The sequence below is a fragment of the Streptomyces sp. LS-MS-L19 genome (assembly GCF_058382285.1).
The window spans coordinates 8110918-8125244 of sequence record NZ_JBYCLL010000001.1 but is presented as its reverse complement, the minus strand read 5'-3'; the positions used below and the strand labels follow the sequence as shown (position 1 = coordinate 8125244).

Below are 14327 nucleotides of genomic sequence, written 5' to 3'. Positions count from 1 at the left end.
GCTCCTCAGACGAGTTGGTAGCCGCGCAGGTTGGTGAGCAGCAGGTAGGTGTTCTGGAGGGAGCCGGAGGTGTCGCCGAGGGAGCGGTAGATGCCCCACTTCGGGCGGACGCGGTCGGCCAGGAAGGTGTCGACGCCGGTCTTGGACGCGTCGATGACGGTCGAGCCGCCGGACTTCAGGATCCAGCGGACCGAACCGGCCGAGCCGTCGCCGACCTTGATCTGGAAGTCGACGTCGGTCCACCTGTCGTGCAGCGGGTCCAGGTCGGTGCGGCCGACGAGGATGTCGTCGATGGCGAGCTTCAGCTCGATGGTCTGTTTGCCGTTCACCCGGCGCAGGGACTGCACGACGATCGGCGAGGTGCCGCTGCCGGGCTGCTTCATCTGCATGATGTGGGTGAAGGTCGTGGTCGCCTTCAGGGAGCTCGGGATGTACATCGAGTAGGTGAGCCGCCAGGTCTGGCCCTTGGTCCACTTCAGGTAGTTGCTGCCGCTGCCGTTGCGCAGCCCGGTGACCTCCTGGCGCTGGCGGTCGGTGGAGGTGTCGCGGTCGACGGTGTGCATGTCGAAGCGCCAGTTGTTGCCGGTGGCGTAGATGTGCGGCTGACCGCCGGGGTGCGAGTCGGCGCGGTCGTCCTCGATCGTCTCGAAGGCGCCCAGGCCGTCACCGCTCGCGGACGGGGCCCACTTCTGCTGCCAGGAGGCGGCGTGGGCGGTGGTCGCGGTCGGCAGACCGACCGCGGCGGCCGTGGCTCCGCCCAGCGCGGCACCCAACAGCACCCTTCGTGATGTGCTCATGACACTAATCACCTCGCAGTTGTTCGTTCATGATCAGGAAGGCGCCCAGGCCGTGGAAGTCGTTGACGGCCCGGGTGCGGGCGACGTAGTACGCGTAGTCGCCGACGTTGGTGCCGACCGAGATGTCGGCGAGTTCGGTACGGCCGTCGGAGCCGACCGACAGCTTCGCCAGCACGCCCTGGTAGCCGCGCCGGGCCACGGCGGCGTAGCGCGGGGCCAGATAGCCGCGCTCGGCGCCGCGCGAGAGGGCGTAGGTGAACATGCTGGAGCAGGACGTCTCGGTCCAGTTGTCGCTCCGGCCGCCCTTGTCGATCACCTGGAACCAGCGGCCGGTCGCCGGGTCCTGGTACTTCTCCAGACCGGCCGCCAGTTTCCGCAGGATCGCGAGGAGCCGGGGACGACGCGGCTGGTCCGCCGGGACGGCGTCGAGGACATTCACGAGCGCCATGGAGTACCAGCCGACCGCCCGGCACCAGTGCTCGGGGGCGAGCCCGGTCTCCGGATCGGCCCAGCTCACGCTCTTCGACTCGTCGTAGGCGTGTCGCAGCAGCCCGTTCGCGACCTGGAGCCGGCCGCCGTAGACGGCGAGCTGCCGCGCTGCCTCGGCGTCCGTGCCGGCGCTTCCGCCGAACTCCGCGCCGTACTCGACGAGGAACGGGTTCACCATGTAGACGCCGTCCGACCAGAGCTGGTGGGCGCGGCTCGCGGTGTCGGCGTGCCAGAAGCCGCCGTCGTCCGTGCGCGGGTAGGTGGCGAGGCGGTCGAGGATCTTGCGCGCGGCCGTCCGGTAGCGGGCCTCGCCCGTCTCGTGGTGGAGGATCACCAGCAGCCGGCCCGCCTGCATGCTGTCCAGGCTGTTGAAGGACTGGCCGATGGAGCCGTCGGCGCCGACGAACCGGTCGACGTAGCTCTTGATGTACCCGAGGTAGCGGGCGTCGTGGGTGCGCCGGTAGGTGAGGTACTGGCCGTAGAGATACAGGCCGACCGGGTAGGACCAGCCTCCGATGGTGCTCGGCGTGTAGCGGGCCATGGTGGAGTCGACCATGGCGACGGACCAGTCCCGGTCCGGGCCCTGGGCGGTGGAGGGGCCGGTGGGCGGGGGTGCGGCCGCCGGCACGGTGACCAGGGTCACGGCGGCGAGCGCGAGGGTCGTCAGTGCCGTACGCAGACGACGGCGTCTCATGTTCCTCCCTCTCCGTGAGTCAGGAGACACGGGAAACATCGGATGAAAGCCAACGCGGATTCATGTACGTGAACTGAGTTCAGAATTCCGCTCGGTTGGCGCGATCCAGAGTCGCGGCAGGATCGTCGGCGGTCAATGGTCTGTACCGAAGAGGTCGGATGCATTTCCGGCCAATTTCAGCCATCGGCTGCTGACCGGCGGGTCAGTTCGGACGGATTCCGCGGTCAGGAATGCATCACGGCCCGTGATCGTTGACGATGGGAGTACCACCTGACGACAACCGTAAGGATCAAGAGCTCGTGAGCAGCAAGGTCCCCCCGATCATCCTCAACAACGGCGTCGAGATGCCCCAGTTGGGCTTCGGCGTCTGGCAGGTGCCGGACGACGAGGCGGAGCGCGCGGTCAGCACGGCGTTGGAGGCCGGGTACCGCAGCATCGACACAGCGGCGATCTACGGCAATGAAGAGGGCACCGGCAAGGCCATCGCGGCGTCCGGGGTGCCCCGCGAGGACATCTTCGTCACCACCAAGCTCTGGAACAGCGACCAGGGCTACGACGCGACTCTGCGCGCCTTCGACACCTCGCTGGACAAGCTCGGCCTGGACTATCTGGACCTGTACCTGATCCACTGGCCGACGCCCTCCCGCGACCTGTACGTCGACACCTACAAGGCGTTCGAGAAGCTGCACGCCGACGGCCGGATCAAGGCGATCGGTGTCTCCAACTTCGAGCCCGAACACCTGCGGCGGCTGATCGAGGAGACGTCCGTCGTCCCGGCCGTCGACCAGATCGAGCTGCACCCGCACCTCCAGCAGCACGCGGCCCGCGAGTACCACGCGGAGCAGGGCATCGCGACCGAGGCCTGGTCGCCGCTCGGCTCCGGCAAGGGCCTGCTGGAGGTCCCGGCGATCGTGGCCATCGCCCAGAAGCACGGCCGCACCCCGGCCCAGATCGTGCTGCGCTGGCATCTCCAGCTCGGCAATGTCGTGATCCCGAAGTCCGTGACCCCTTCGCGGATCAAGGAGAACATCGAGGTCTTCGACTTCAGCCTGGACACCGAGGACCTGGCGGCGATCAGCGCGCTCAACGAGGACCGGCGCCTCGGCCCGGACCCGTCGACGTTCAACGCCGCCTGACGGCACAGCGGTTCGGCCGGCGGTGGGCCCCTGTGCCAGGGGCCCACCGCCGGCCGTTGTGTGTCCGGCGTCAGCCGGCCTGTGCATGACCCCGCGGGTCAGACGGGCTGCCCGATCGGCCGTACGACCACGGTGTTGACGTCGACGCCCTCCGGCTGCCGTACGGCCCACACCACCGAGTCGGCGATCTGGTCCGCGGTGAGCAGGTGGCCGGGCGGCAGGCTGCCGTAGCTGTCCCAGAACGGCGTCTCCACGCGCCCCGGGGCGACCAGGGTGACCCCGACGCCGAACTCCGTCACCTCACGCCGGGCGTTCTCGGCGAGCCCGGTCACGGCCCACTTCGTCGCCCCGTAGATGTTGCCGGGCCCGTGGACGAACCCGGCGACGCTGCCGATCAGCACGATCCGGCCGCGGGTCTCCTTGAGCGCGTCGATGGAGGCGCGGATGAGGAGCGCGGGGCCGAGGACGTTGGTCAGCACCATCTCGCTCCAGCCGGCCGGGTCGCCGGCGGCCACGGTGTCGTGCGTGGCGAAGCCGGCGTTGGCGATGACGGTGTCCAGCCGCCCGAACTCCTTGAGCGTGCCGTCGACGGCGGCCTTGACGTCCCCGTACTCGGCGGCGTTGCCGACGAAGGTCAACAGACCGTCCGGCTCACCGAGTTCCTCGGCGAAGCCCCTGAGCCGCGCCTCCCCCCGGCCGGTGACGGCCACCCGGTGCCCCGCGTCGAGCAGTTGCCGCGCGACCGCGGCGCCGATACCACTGCCACCGCCGGTGATGAGCGCGACCGGTGCGTCGGACATGGTTTCCCCCTGTGTTCCGCTGTGCTCCTGTGGATGGCGGGGAGTACATCAGTTGGAGCGTTCTCGAAGTCAAGTGCCGCAGGTCCGGCGGTGGTCGGCGGAGGGGAACCAGCGCCGCCACTGTGCCTCGGTGAGGCCCGCCGACACCCGGGCACACACCCGGCGCGCGCTGCGGTCCGGTGCCGACAGGAGGGTCCGGTCGGCCAGATGGGGTGTGGCGATGTGCAACTCGCCGCCGTCGGCGGTGAATCCGAGGGCGAGGACCGGGGCGTCCCCGGCGGGCAGGGCGGCAGCGGGCAGCGCGGGCGTGGCGGTCTCCCAGACGTGCACGACCCCCTCCGGGTCGCTCGCGGCCAGCAGGGACCCGTCGGCGGAGAAGTCGAGCGCCGGATCGTGCCGGTTGGAGCCCCCGGTCCGCAGGACGGCCAGTCTGCGCCAGGTGCGCGCGTCCCACAGGGTGAGGCGGCCCTGGGCGTCGGCGGCGGCGAGGTACCGGCCGTCGGAACTGAAGACGCCACGGGTGAGGTAGTCCTCGCCCTTGACTCCCCCGACTCCCCTCATCCGCTTGCCGGTTGAGACGTCGACTAGCGTGCCCTCCGAGGTCAGCGCGGTGCGCCCGGCCGGGTCGACGGCCACGGCCCGCTCCCCGCCGACCACCGGAGCCGGTACGGCCCTCGCCGGGCGCCCCCGACCGTCGAAGGCCGCGTTCCCCGCCGCCCGGTCCCGCCAGGCATCGCCGGTCAGCCCCTGGAGCGAGACGGTGTACACCGAGTCGGTCCGTCCCTGTTCGCGGTAGCGCAGCACGCCCGCGTCGAGGTCCAGACGCAGGTCGCCCAGCGCCGAGGAGTCGACGGGGAAGGTCAGCAGCGGCTCACGGGTGCCGTCGTCCGCGGGGTCCGGCAGTCCGGGCCGCCACAGGGCGAGGAAGCCGGGGGTCCAGGTCAGGGCGTAGTCACCGGCGAACTCGACACGAAGGCCACCTCCGGTCGGCGGCAGCCTGGGCCGTTCCCGGCCGGTCCGGACGTCCCAGGTGACGACACCGGTGGAGGTGGCACTCGCCACGGCCCTGCTGTCCGCCGTGAAGGTGAGTGCGTCACCCCGGCACAGGGCACCACCGGTGGCCGCGGGCACTCGGGTGAGGACGGGGTGCCCCCGGCCGGTCCCGTCGGCCGCAGGCGCCCCGGTGTCGAGAACCCGCAGCCGGCCGCCGTGGTCCGTGCACCAGGCGAGATAGCGGCCGTCCGGGCTCCGCGCGGGCAACGCCCCGTCGCCGCTGCCCCGTTCGTAGCGGAACCGCACCTGCCGCCGCGGCACGTCCCACACCTCCAGCGTGGCCCGTGAGTCGCCCCCGCCGTGGACGAGCCGCCGTACGAGCAGGGTGCGCCCGTCCGGGGCGAACTCCGCGTCGACGTCCCGCCACGAGCCGACCGGCAGCCGGTACGTCCTGCCGTCCGCGAGCCCGACGACCAGCAGACCCGTGCCCCCTGGAGCCGTGTAGGCGACGAAGCGGCCGTCCCCGCTGACGTCCACCACCCCCTCGGACACCCCCGGGCGCGCCACGGTCCGCAGCCGACGGTGTGCGGGCACGTCCCACTGGACGACCTTGTCGTGCACCACCGTCGTCAGGATCCGCCCGTTCCGGCTGAGCCAGGAGGGCGCGTTCAGGGACCGTGCGCCCTCCTCGGGCTCGGTGAAGACGTCCCGTTCGCTCTGCGCGGCGGCCGTCCGCAGCGCCTGGCGGGTCTCGGGCAGGTCGGCGGTCCGCCAGGCGGCGAGGGCCAGACGCATCGCGGTGCGCGGATCGCTGTGGCGCAGGGTGTCCACCAGGGCAGCAGCGCTCCGGGCCTCGGCCTCGTCGCGCTGCTGTGCGCTGACCCCGCTCTGCCGCCAGGCGGCCGCGCCGGCGACCAGGGCGAGCACCAGGAGGACGGCGAGCGCACCGGTGAGGGCCCGCAGCCGACGGGCGGCGCGGGCGGCGGTACGGCGACCGTGCTCGTACGTCTCGACGCTTGCCGTCAGGAAGTCCCGTTCGAGCTGGTTCAGTTCACCGCCCTCACGAGTGGGCTCCGCACCGAAGGCCGCCCTGGCCAGGGTCAGCCGCGTGCCCCGGTACAGGGCGCCCGCGTCCCGCCCCAACGCGTCCCAGCCGAGGGCCGCTTCGGTGAGTGCGCGGTGCAGGCGCAGCCGCTCGCGGTCCGCGTCCAACCAGGCGCGCAGCCGGGGCCAGGCGCCGAGCAGGGCCTCGTGGGCGAGGTCGACGGTGGTGCCGTCGACGGTGAGCAGTCGGCCGCGCACCATCAGCTCCAGCACATGGGCCGTCGTGGGGTCCGCGGCCAGTTCCGCGCGGTCCACGGGCCGTCGGGTGTCCTCGGTGCCGTCGCCGGGGTTGACCAGCCGCAGCAGCAGGCGACGCAGGGCGGCGGCCTCGGCGGGGGTGCACTGGGCGTGCACGGCCTCCGCGGTGTGCGCGACGGCTCCCCGGACCCCGCCGACGGCCTCGTAGGCGGCGAGGGTGAGGGTCTTGCCGTTGCGACGGCGCCAGACCTCCCGCAACGCGTGCGCCATCAGGGGCAGTCCGCCCGGTTCACCGGCCACGTCGGCGACGATCCGCGCGGTCAACGCCCGTTCCGCCACGAGCCGTCGAGCGGCGGCCGGACGTACCACGGCTTCCCGCAGCGCGGCCGCCGGCATCGGCCCGACGAGCAGCGCGGAGTGCCGCAACGCCTCGGCGAGCGGCCCGTGTTCGGCGCACCGGCCGTAGAAGTCGGCCCGCACGGCGATCACCACGCGCAGCCCGGACGCCGGGTCCGCCGCGGCGGTCAACTCCCTTAGGAACCGGACGCGTTCCTCGACGTCGGAACAGAGCGTGAAGACCTCCTCGAACTGGTCGACGACGAGAAGGGTGTCACCGGCCCCGTCGTGCGGGGCGAACAGGGCCGCATGGGTGCGCAGAGGGTGCGGGCCGGGGGTGAGAAGGCGGATGGCGGCGAGACGGGGGACGGCGGGCGGCGCACCGGACCCCGCCGCCTCACCCCCTCCTCCCCGTGACGCGGATCCACCGGGCCCCGCCGGCGCGCCCTCCCCTCCCCGCAACGCGGGAATCAACCCCGCCCTCACCAAGGACGACTTGCCGCTTCCGCTCGCGCCGACGACCGCCACGAACCGCTTCCTGGCGGTGAGTCCGACGAGTTCGGCGATCAGTTCGTCCCGCCCGTGGAAGTGCTCCCCGTCCCCCGTCCCGAAGCGGGCGAGCCCCGGATAGGGACTCTCCCCGGGCTCCTCGACGCCCCGGGCGTCGGCCGACCCGGCGACGGCCTCCCGCCAGCGCCGCTCCCACTCCCCCGGATCCCCGCCGCACGCGGTGACGTAGGCGAGGAGCACCGGCAGGGTCGGCAGTCGTTCACCGGCCGCGGCGGCGGACAGGGTGGGCGCGGAGTAGCCCGCGCGGGCCGCCATGGCCCGGTAGGTCGGACTGCCCGCCTCGACGCGCAGCCTGCGCATCCCGTACGCGAACCGCTGCACGGTCCCCGCCCCCGGATCGAGCGGCTTCTCCCGGCGCCCCATGTGCGTCTCCCCCTTCACTCGCGACCGTCCCAGGCGCCGGCCACCGGCTTCGCGCATTGATTGGCCCGCCGGATCGGGGCTGCCCATCAATCCGCCGCCCCGTGGACTCGTCGGTGCACGCCCACTTACGGGCCCGTGCTCCCGCCCAGCACCGGAGTCGACCATCACCGCCACACACTCATCAGGACCCCTGCTGCGCCCGGTCCGGTTGCCACCCGCCCCGACGCCCACGCACGTTCCCTGGCACACGGCCGCACCGGTCATCCTGTCGCTCGCCCTCGGTCTGTGGGGCGTGCGGCGCGGCGGCAGCATCTGGCGGGACGAGGTGGTGACGTACGACATGGCGGGGCGTTCCCTGCCCGACCTGTGGACGGCACTGGGGCACGCCGACGCCGTCCACGGCCTGTACTACCTGCTCATGCACGTCCTGTTCCGGGTGTTCGACGAAGCAGACCCGCTTCTCGTGCTCCGCCTCCCCTCGGTGCTCGCCACCGCGGCGGCGACCGGAGCCCTCACCCTCCTGGGCCACCGCCTCGCCGGACCGCGTGCGGGCCTGCCGGCCGGCATCGCCTTCGCACTGCTCCCCCCGGTGCAGCGGTACGCACAGGAGGGCCGCTCCTACGCGCTGGTCTGCGCGCTGGTCGTCTGGGCGACCTACCTGCTGATACGGGCGGCGGACCGGCAGACGCCCGGCGCCTGGACGGCGTACGGGACGGTCCTGCTCACCGCCTGTCTGCTCCACGAGTTCGCGGTTCTCGCCTTGCCCGCGCACCTGTGGGCCCTGCCGCGCCCGGCGCGCCGCCCGGCTCTCCGCGTCGCGCTCGCGGTCTGCGCCGCCCTCACGCCCCTGGCCGCGGTCAGCATGCGCCAGTCCGAGCAGGTGTCCTGGATCGGCGGCCCGGGAACGGGAGCGCTGCTCGGCTTCGTCGGCGTGACCGCCCTGGCCCTGGCGTGCACCGCCCCGCTCCGCCACGGCCCCCTCCCCCGCCTGGCCCTCCCCCTCACCGTCCTGCCCGCACTGACCCTGATCCTCCTGACCCCCCTGAAGCCCCTCTACGTCGACCGCTACGTCCTCTACGGCCACGCGGGCACGGCCCTCCTGATCGGTGCGGCCCTCGACCGACTGGGCCGAACCCGAACCCTGGCCGTGGCAGCGGCCGCGCTCGCCCTGCTCCCCGTCACCCTCCACCTGCGCACCCCGGAGAGCCGTACCGACGACGCCACGGCCGTCACCCGAGCGGTCAGCGCCACGCAGTCCGACGGCATCCTCTACCTGCCGTCCCGCCGCAGGGTGTGGTCCCTGGCCACCCCGGAGGCGCTAGCGCACCTGCGCGACCTGGCCCTGGACCGCGCCCCCGCGGCCTCGGGAACCCTGTACGGCACGGAGGTCCCGGCCTCGGTGATCCGCACCCGCATGCTGGCGACGAAACGCATCGTCGCCGTATCGGACCCAGTGGGCCAACCGCTGGACGAGACCCCGCAGGAGGAGACGAAACGACGGGTCCTGGCGGACCATTTCGTGCCCGTCCGGGTCCGACAGGTCCACGGCGCTCTGATCACCGAGTACCTCCGCGCCCCACGGAGGTGAGGGGTTGAGTGCGCTCCTCACCCGGTCCGCACAGCGGTGTGCACCGTGTGCACCGCCAGCAGGAACACGTCCGCCCGCCGATGCACGCTCGCCGCGTCCTCGGGGTCCAGCAGGCGGTCGAGCGTCTCCCGGTCGTCCGGGTCCAGTTGCTCCGCGAAGACCTCCCGCAGCCGTCCCAGCGACGCGGCGATGTAGGCCCGGGCCCGGTCCGTCGTCGGTGCCGGGAGGTCCAGCATGAAACTGCGCGTGCCCGTGTGCCGGAGGCCCGCGGACGCCATCAGTGCGGGCCAGTCCTCGACCTCGGCGACGGAGTCGGCGAGGCCCGCCCGCATGCCGGCGAACCACTCCTCCTCCAGCGCGTCGAGCCGCGCCTGGAGCCCAGGGCGCCCGAGGCCGATGTCCCGGGGCAGGAACCGGGCCGGCAGACCGCCTTCCATCAGCGCCAACGTGCCCCCGCGCGCCAGCCGTGAGGCGAACGCGGCGATCCCGGCCCGCTGGTCACCCAGGTGGTGCAGGCTCCTGCTGGCCCACAGCAGGTCGGCGGGGTAGTCCAACTGGTCGAGGATCCCGGGCAGTTCACCGGCGAGGGTGCCGAAGCGGTCGGCGAGGCCGAGTCGCGCGGCCCGGTCCTGGGCCCGCTCCAGCAAGGGCTCGGCCCCGTCCACGGCGACGACGCGGGCCCCGGGGAACGCCTCCGCGAGCAGACAGGAGAGCACCCCGGGCCCGCTCCCCGCGTCGACGATCAGCCCCGGCTCGGTCTGTTTGTGCCCGAGCCACGCCAGGGCCCGCTCGTACAGGGGCGTGAACAGTTCCGCCTGGGTCTCCAGGTGCTCGGCCATCCTGGACCAGTCGATGTCGGTGTGGTCGTGACCATGGTCGTGGGTGCCGTTGTGGTGGTGGTTGTGCGCCATGGGGCCAGCCTCTCCTCGGGATGCGACCAGCGTGCGCCGACGCACCGCGAAGAGCCAGCGATGTTGCCGTGACAGCAAAAATGACGGCAAAGCGGGCGCAAAGAAAATGGGATGCGCCGGTGCGGCACATCCACCACCATGACCCGCATGCACGACGAACTGGTGGAGCGCTTCCTCGAAGACGGCTTCGTGAAGATCGAGGGCGCCTTCCCGCCCCGCGTCGCCCAGCACTGCGCGTCGCTGCTGTGGCGGGAGACGGGCTACGACCGTGAGGATCCGGCCTCCTGGAAGGACCCGGTGGTCTGGGTGCCCGGTATGGCCCAGGGGCCGTTCGCGGCCGCCGCCAACTCACCCGCCCTGCACGAGGCGTTCGACCTCCTGGTCGGTGAGAACCGCTGGCAGCCCCGCTACTCCCTGGGCACGTTCCCGTTGCGGTTTCCGCACGCGCAGGAACCGGACGACGCGGGCTGGCACATCGAGGGGAGCTATCTCCCCGAGGACGCACAGCCGGGGATGTACCACACCAACCTGCGCTCCAGGGACCGCGCGTTGCTGATGCTGTTCCTGTTCAGCGAGGTCACCGAGCAGGACGCCCCCACCCGCATCCGCGTCGGCTCCCATCTCGACGTACCGCCGGTCCTGGAGCCGTACGGCGAACAGGGCGCGTCCTTCCTGGAGTTGGGCCCGAAGGTGGAGCAAGCCTCGGCCCACCGTCCGCTCGCCCACGCCACCGGTGTCCCGGGCGACGTCTACCTCTGCCACCCCTTCCTGGTCCACGCGGCCCAGCCCCACCACGGCACGAGGCCCCGCTTCATGGCGCAGCCTCCGCTTCTTCCGGCAGAGCCCTACGAGTTGGATCGCGCTGACGGCGACTACTCGGCGGTGGAGTTCGCGATCCGCCGGGGCCTGGCCGAGGAGAACTGACCAGACCCCGGGCGGCGTAGTGCTTTCAGGGGCGCGGGGCTGTATCAATGTGCGGCTCCGCCGCGTGGGCGCGACCAGCCACAACGGACCCGCGGCCGACATCGCACAGCCCCCCGCATCCACTCAGAGCGCGGGGTACGCGTTCTTCATGAGCTCCTGGAACTGCGCCGAGAACCAGTGCCCCGACAGCGGAGCGTTCGGCAGCGCACCCGACATGTTGTTGTTGTTCCTCGGGTTGCCGGTGTACGTCGGGTCGCACATCCGGTCGAAGCCCTTGCCCTCGTCGTTCGGGATCGCGGAGCTGGACCCGTCGGACTCACCCGGAGGCTTGATCCACACGTAGGCGTCGATCCCGGCGGCCGGGGAGGCCTTGGGACGCTCACCGAGACCGGCTCCGGCCTGGTTGCACCAGTTGCCGACGTGGATGCGCCGGTCGATACGGCCACCGTTGACGTAGGTGTCCACGTCCGTCGTGGCGCCGGGCCCGGTCGGACGGGCGGAACCGCCCCACCCGTTGCGGGACGTGTCGATCAGCATGCCGACACCCGAGGCGAAGCCCTGGTTCACGGCCTCCTGGCGGAAGGCCTGGGCGAAGGAGAGCTCGTCGGTGTAGCGGTTCCAGTCGACCCACTTCGACTCGCGCACCGACTTGCCGGCCACGGAGTCGTTGATGGTGAAGTACTGCTCCTTCAGCGCGCTGTAGTTGGCGGTGTTGGTGATGAAGCCCTGCACGTCGTTGACGGTGGCGCCCTCGGCGGTCGCCGCCTGCTTGATGGTCTGGACGGTCGCCGAGAAGTTGTCGTCCCAGCCGATCCAGCCGTGGTGCCCGGCGTCCACGTAGTTGTAGACGTTGGGGGCGTCACCGAGCTTGTTCAGGGCGTAGCCGACGCCCTTGATGTAGTTGCCGTTGGCCTTCATCGTGTCGCAGTTGGCGGTGGCGGTGGCCCGCGGCGACACGTTGGTGACGAGGTTGGGCAGCGAGTCGATCTCGATCGTGTTGACGATCCGCAGCGAGGCGTACTTGGGGTCGGCGAGGATCGCGGCGATCGGGTCGATGTACTGCGTCTTGTACTTGTCGATCTCCGTGGCGCCGAGTTCGCCGTTGGAGGCGAGCGCCGCGCAGTCACGGCCGGGCAGGTTGTAGATGACCAGCTGGACGACGAGCTCGCCGCTGCCCTTCTGCTCCAGGGCCTTGTCGAGGTGGGCGCGCAGCCCCATCCCGCCGTTGACACCGTTGATTGCCGCGATCCGGTCCAGCCACACGCCGGTGGGCTGGTTGGAGATCCTGCTGCCACCGGGCTCGGCGGCCGCCTTCGCGGACCACTCGGGGTTCACGTACACCTTGGCGCCCGCGTACGGGTTGTCGACCTTGGTGCCGCCGCCGGGGTCCGGTGGGTTCGTCGGTCCGCTGCCGCCGTCGTCGACGTTGCAGGTCACGCCGTCGAGGGTGAAGGTGGCCGGGACGGCGTTGCTGCCGCTGTAGGTGCCCTGGAAGCCGAAGCTGACCGAACCACCGGTGGCCAGCGTGCCGTTGTAGCTCTCGTTGGTGGCGGTGACGGCGGTACCGCTCTGGCTCATCTTGGAGTTCCAGAAGTTGGTGACCTTCTGGTTTCCGGCGTACGACCACTTCAGCGACCAACTCGACTTGGCGGCGCTGTTGTTGGTGATCGTGACGGCGGTGGTGAAGCCGGTGTCCCACTGGTTCTGCACCTTGTAGTCCACGGTGCAGGGGATCGCGGCGATGCCGGCCTCCCCGGGGGCCACGGCGAGGGCGGTCCCGGAGGCCCCGGCGACGAGCGCCATGGCAGCGAGGAGCGCTGTTCTCGTACGACTCATGAGTGCGGGTTTCCTTCTCGTTCGCGGGTGTTGTCCGTCGAGCGGGTGCTGTGCGTCGAGCGGGTGCTGTGCGGTTGAGCGGTGCTATCCGTTCAGGGCACGCAGATGGTCACGCAACCCGGTGCCGAACGCTGTGGGTGTGCCGTCGTAGCCGCTGATCAGGGCGGGCCCGGAGGAGCAGTCCCAGGTGTTCCAGGTCCAGCCGAGATACGACAGGCCGCGGGCGTCGAACCACTTCATGACCTGGTCGATGAATCCGTGGGAGCAGGTGTTCTCGCCGATCTCCCCCGCCACCAGCGGCACTTGCGCGGCCACCGGGGCGAGCGTGGAGTTCCAGCAGCTCTCGTTCGAGCAGGCGTTGAAGTTGTACACGTGCCAGGCGGCGGCGAGATTGCCCGCCGGGTCGGTGGGCTTGTACGTCAGCCACTGGCTGAGGTCGTTCGACCAGGTGATCCCGCCGGCCAGGATCAGGTTGGTGGCGCCGGTGCCCCGGACGCTGTCGACGAGATCCTGCATGCCGGCGACCTCGTACCCGATGCCCGGGCAGCTGCCGCCGTCCCGCCAGCACTGCCACGCCTGGGTGGTCGTGGTGGTGGCGCGGTCCGGGTAGGGCTCGTTGAACAGGTCGAGGACGACGGTGGGGTCGCTCTTGAAGGTGTTGGCCACCGACGCCCAGAAGGAGGGCGTGTACTGCATGTCGGGCATCGGCTTCTGGCAGGTGGCGTGCACGTCGGTGCAGCCGGCGGAGTTCCCGGTGTACTGCCCGTAGGTCCAGTGCAGTTCGACCACGGGGGTCATGCCGTGCGCCTTGACCTTGGCGACCAGGTCCTTGACGGCGTTGATGTAGTTCGCCCCGGCGTAGGCCGGGTTGATGTTGGCGAGGCCCAGCCAGCACTCCTCGTTCAGGGGAATGCGGACCGCGTTGGCCTTCCAGTCGGCGATCGCCTTCACCGAGGCGTCGTCGACCGGTCCGTCGAAGATGCCGCGGCCCTGGACGCACATGAACTCGCCGCCGGACCGGTTCACGCCGAGGAGCCGGCGGGTGGTGCCGCCCGCGTCCACGAGCTTGTTGCCGGACACGCGCAGTGCGGGGGGTGTGCCGTCACCGGGTCCCGGCGGGGGGTCCGTGGGGTCCGGTGCGGGTTCGGTGTCCGTGTTGCAGGCCGTGCCGTTGAGCTTGAACGACGTGGGTACGGCGTTGCTCCCGGACCAGGACGCGATGAATCCGGCGCTGACGCTCGCTCCGGTGGCCAGGGAGCCGTTGTAGCTCTCGTTGGCCGCGGTGACCGTCGTACCGGACTGGGACCACTTCGCGTTCCAGCCCTGGGTGAGCTTCTGACCGCCGGCGAAGCCGAAGGAGAGGCTCCAACTGCTCACGGCGGCACTGTTGTTGGTGATTTTCACGGCCCCCTGGAAGCCGCTGTCCCACTGGCTGGTGACGGTGTACTCCACCGAGCAGGCAGGTGCGGCGCCGGACGCCGTGACCGCCGGAACCATCACGGACCCCACAAGGGCGACCGCGCCGGCTACGGCTAAAAGTACTGAACGCGGGGGGTGTCGCATGAGCGACTCCTTGCAGATCAGCGCG

At 71.3% G+C, this 14327-nt stretch carries 10 protein-coding genes; 3 read left to right on the top strand and 7 right to left on the bottom strand.

What is annotated here, in order from left to right; genetic code table 11:
- Positions 1 to 5: 5 nt before the first annotated feature.
- Both AC2XR2_RS36235 and AC2XR2_RS36230 read right to left on the bottom strand, forming a co-directional pair.
- Positions 6 to 797 (bottom strand): polysaccharide lyase family protein, encoded by a 792-nt coding sequence (locus tag AC2XR2_RS36235; RefSeq protein WP_449349213.1) that lies wholly within the window; start codon positions 795 to 797, stop codon positions 6 to 8.
- Positions 798 to 801: 4 nt separating this feature from the next.
- On the bottom strand, positions 802 to 1980 hold the full coding sequence (locus AC2XR2_RS36230; protein ID WP_491517365.1) for a glycoside hydrolase family 88/105 protein: 1179 nt from the start codon (positions 1978 to 1980) through the stop codon (positions 802 to 804).
- Positions 1981 to 2279: 299 nt separating this feature from the next.
- On the opposite strand from AC2XR2_RS36230, the gene AC2XR2_RS36225 reads away from it, so the two are divergent.
- Complete coding sequence (locus AC2XR2_RS36225; RefSeq protein ID WP_381304363.1) at positions 2280 to 3116, top strand: aldo/keto reductase; 837 nt, start codon at positions 2280 to 2282, stop codon at positions 3114 to 3116.
- Between the two features lie 98 nt (positions 3117 to 3214).
- On the opposite strand, the gene AC2XR2_RS36220 is transcribed toward AC2XR2_RS36225, so the two are convergent.
- Entirely contained in the window at positions 3215 to 3916 is a 702-nt protein-coding gene (locus AC2XR2_RS36220; protein ID WP_381307591.1) for an SDR family oxidoreductase, read from the bottom strand.
- Positions 3917 to 3985: 69 nt separating this feature from the next.
- The gene (locus AC2XR2_RS36215) at positions 3986 to 7480 is read right to left on the bottom strand and encodes an nSTAND1 domain-containing NTPase (RefSeq protein WP_491517364.1); all 3495 of its coding nucleotides are present in this window, start codon (positions 7478 to 7480) and stop codon (positions 3986 to 3988) included.
- Between the two features lie 208 nt (positions 7481 to 7688).
- On the opposite strand from AC2XR2_RS36215, the gene AC2XR2_RS36210 reads away from it, so the two are divergent.
- The gene (locus AC2XR2_RS36210; RefSeq protein ID WP_491517363.1) at positions 7689 to 9068 is read left to right on the top strand and encodes a glycosyltransferase family 39 protein; all 1380 of its coding nucleotides are present in this window, start codon (positions 7689 to 7691) and stop codon (positions 9066 to 9068) included.
- Between the two features lie 17 nt (positions 9069 to 9085).
- Here the strand turns inward: AC2XR2_RS36210 and AC2XR2_RS36205 are convergent, their stop codons facing one another.
- Positions 9086 to 9979 carry a class I SAM-dependent methyltransferase gene (locus AC2XR2_RS36205; protein ID WP_491517362.1) on the bottom strand — a complete coding sequence of 298 codons (894 nt, stop codon included), beginning with the start codon at positions 9977 to 9979 and terminating at the stop codon, positions 9086 to 9088.
- Between the two features lie 147 nt (positions 9980 to 10126).
- On the opposite strand from AC2XR2_RS36205, the gene AC2XR2_RS36200 reads away from it, so the two are divergent.
- Positions 10127 to 10903: a phytanoyl-CoA dioxygenase family protein gene (locus tag AC2XR2_RS36200; RefSeq protein WP_491517361.1), complete on the top strand. Its 777-nt coding sequence runs from the start codon at positions 10127 to 10129 to the stop codon at positions 10901 to 10903.
- A 123-nt stretch (positions 10904 to 11026) separates the two neighbouring features.
- On the opposite strand, the gene AC2XR2_RS36195 is transcribed toward AC2XR2_RS36200, so the two are convergent.
- Positions 11027 to 12739 (bottom strand): glycoside hydrolase family 6 protein, encoded by a 1713-nt coding sequence (locus AC2XR2_RS36195; protein ID WP_491517360.1) that lies wholly within the window; start codon positions 12737 to 12739, stop codon positions 11027 to 11029.
- An 84-nt stretch (positions 12740 to 12823) separates the two neighbouring features.
- Positions 12824 to 14302, bottom strand: a complete 1479-nt coding sequence (locus AC2XR2_RS36190) for a cellulase family glycosylhydrolase (protein ID WP_491517359.1) — start codon at positions 14300 to 14302, stop codon at positions 12824 to 12826.
- Between the last annotated feature and the right edge of the window lie 25 nt (positions 14303 to 14327).

What these genes read in the sequence shown, in the direction of transcription:
- AC2XR2_RS36215 (WP_491517364.1), bottom strand. Translation starts at nt 7,480, where the DNA reads ATGGGGCGCCGGGAGAAGCCGCTCGATCCGGGGGCGGGGACCGTGCAG.
- AC2XR2_RS36195 (WP_491517360.1), bottom strand. Translation starts at nt 12,739, where the DNA reads ATGAGTCGTACGAGAACAGCGCTCCTCGCTGCCATGGCGCTCGTCGCC.
- AC2XR2_RS36230 (WP_491517365.1), bottom strand. Translation starts at nt 1,980, where the DNA reads ATGAGACGCCGTCGTCTGCGTACGGCACTGACGACCCTCGCGCTCGCC.
- AC2XR2_RS36205 (WP_491517362.1), bottom strand. Translation starts at nt 9,979, where the DNA reads ATGGCGCACAACCACCACCACAACGGCACCCACGACCATGGTCACGAC.
- AC2XR2_RS36220 (WP_381307591.1), bottom strand. Translation starts at nt 3,916, where the DNA reads ATGTCCGACGCACCGGTCGCGCTCATCACCGGCGGTGGCAGTGGTATC.
- AC2XR2_RS36235 (WP_449349213.1), bottom strand. Translation starts at nt 797, where the DNA reads ATGAGCACATCACGAAGGGTGCTGTTGGGTGCCGCGCTGGGCGGAGCC.
- AC2XR2_RS36190 (WP_491517359.1), bottom strand. Translation starts at nt 14,302, where the DNA reads ATGCGACACCCCCCGCGTTCAGTACTTTTAGCCGTAGCCGGCGCGGTC.
- AC2XR2_RS36200 (WP_491517361.1), top strand. Translation starts at nt 10,127, where the DNA reads ATGCACGACGAACTGGTGGAGCGCTTCCTCGAAGACGGCTTCGTGAAG.